General features: G+C 71.2%; 1 protein-coding gene, 1 rRNA gene and 1 pseudogene. 2 read left to right on the plus strand and 1 reads right to left on the minus strand.

The features are described 5' to 3' along the window. Both GRC12_RS44300 and GRC12_RS44305 read left to right on the plus strand, forming a co-directional pair. Window positions 1-110 (plus strand): annotated as a pseudogene (locus tag GRC12_RS44300) (AAA family ATPase); the annotation flags it as partial. Continuing rightward, window positions 110-1,420, plus strand: a complete 1,311-nt coding sequence (locus GRC12_RS44305) for a DUF58 domain-containing protein (RefSeq protein ID WP_208786074.1) — start codon at window positions 110-112, stop codon at window positions 1,418-1,420. The pseudogene GRC12_RS44300 and the gene GRC12_RS44305, both read left to right, overlap by 1 nt. Window positions 1,421-1,495: 75 nt before the next feature. Here the strand turns inward: GRC12_RS44305 and rrf are convergent. Continuing rightward, a 5S ribosomal RNA gene (gene rrf, locus GRC12_RS44310) occupies window positions 1,496-1,612 on the minus strand. Between the last annotated feature and the right edge of the window lie 10 nt (window positions 1,613-1,622).

Genomic DNA, 1,622 nt, shown 5'->3' on the forward strand with positions numbered 1-1,622 from the left:
TCCCCACCCTCCGCCACCGCGTGCAACTCCGCCCGGAGGCCGAGATGGAGGGCGTGACGGCCGACTCCGTCATCAACGCCATCCTCGCCCACGTCCCCGTCCCCCGCTGATGGCCCTCACCGGACGCGCCGCACTCCTCGCGGCCCTCGGCTCCGTCCCCGTCGGCATCTGGGACCCCAGCTGGACGGGCATCCTCGCTGTCAACGCCCCCCTGGCGGTGGCCTGCGCCTGCGACTTCGCCCTCGCGGCACCCGTACGACGCCTCGGACTGACCCGCTCCGGCGACACGTCCGTACGCCTGGGCGAGAGCGCCGACGTCACCCTCACGATCACCAACCCCTCCCGCCGCCTCCTCAGGGCGCGCCTGCGCGACGCCTGGCCCCCCAGCACCTGGGAGCCCGGAACCGAGGTGGAGGCCTCACGCCACCACACCACTGTCCCCCCGGGCGAACGCCGGCGCCTCACCACCCATCTGCGCCCGACGCGCCGAGGCGACCGCCAGGCCGACAGGGTCACCATCCGCTCGTACGGCCCCCTCGGCCTGTTCACCCGCCAGGGCACCCACAAAATCCCCTGGACGGTACGAGTCCTGCCCCCCTTCACCAGCCGCAAGCACCTCCCGTCCAAGCTCGCCCGGCTGCGCGAACTCGACGGCCGAACCAGCGTGCTCATCCGCGGCGAGGGCACCGAATTCGACAGCCTGCGCGAGTATGTCCCCGGAGACGACACCCGCTCCATCGACTGGCGCGCCACAGCCCGCCAGTCCACCGTCGCCGTACGCACCTGGCGCCCCGAACGCGACCGCCACATCCTCGTCGTCCTCGACACCGGCCGCACCGCCGCGGGCCGCGTGGGCGATGCCCCGCGCCTCGACGCCTCCATGGACGCGGCCCTGCTCCTGGCAGCCCTCGCCTCCCGCGCTGGCGACCGCGTGGACCTCCTCGCCTACGACCGCCGAGTACGCGCGCTGGTCCAGGGCCGCACCGCCCGCGACGTGCTCCCCTCCCTGGTCAACGCGATGGCGACACTCGAACCCGAACTGGTCGAACTGGACGCCCGAGGCCTGACGGCCACCGCCCTGCGCACAGCCCCGCGCCGCTCCCTGATCGTCCTCCTCACCAGCCTCGACACGGCCCCCGTCGAGGAGGGGCTGCTCCCGGTCCTCTCCCAACTCACCCAGCGCCACACGGTTCTCGTGGCCTCGGTGGCAGATCCGTACATCGCCCGCATGGCGAAGGCACGCGGAAACACCGAAGCGGTGTACGAGGCCGCAGCGGCGGCCCAGGCCCAGAGCGAACGCCACCGCACAGCCGAACAACTCCGCCGCCACGGGGTTACGGTCGTCGACGAGACGCCGGATGAACTGGCGCCGGCGTTGGCGGACGCGTACCTGGCTCTAAAGACGGCGGGCCGACTGTAGGGGGAAGTGGAGGGGCCCCGAAAACGCAGAAAACCCCCGGACCGGTATCCCCGGCCGGGGGTTTTCTCAATAATTGTTCGGCGGCGTCCTACTCTCCCACAGGGTCCCCCCTGCAGTACCATCGGCGCTGTAAGGCTTAGCTTCCGGGTTCGGAATGTAACCGGGCGTTTCCCTCACGCTATAACCACCGAAACACTATGAA

It is taken from the genome of Streptomyces griseorubiginosus (assembly GCF_017614965.1).
Classification (GTDB): domain Bacteria; phylum Actinomycetota; class Actinomycetes; order Streptomycetales; family Streptomycetaceae; genus Streptomyces; species Streptomyces griseorubiginosus_B.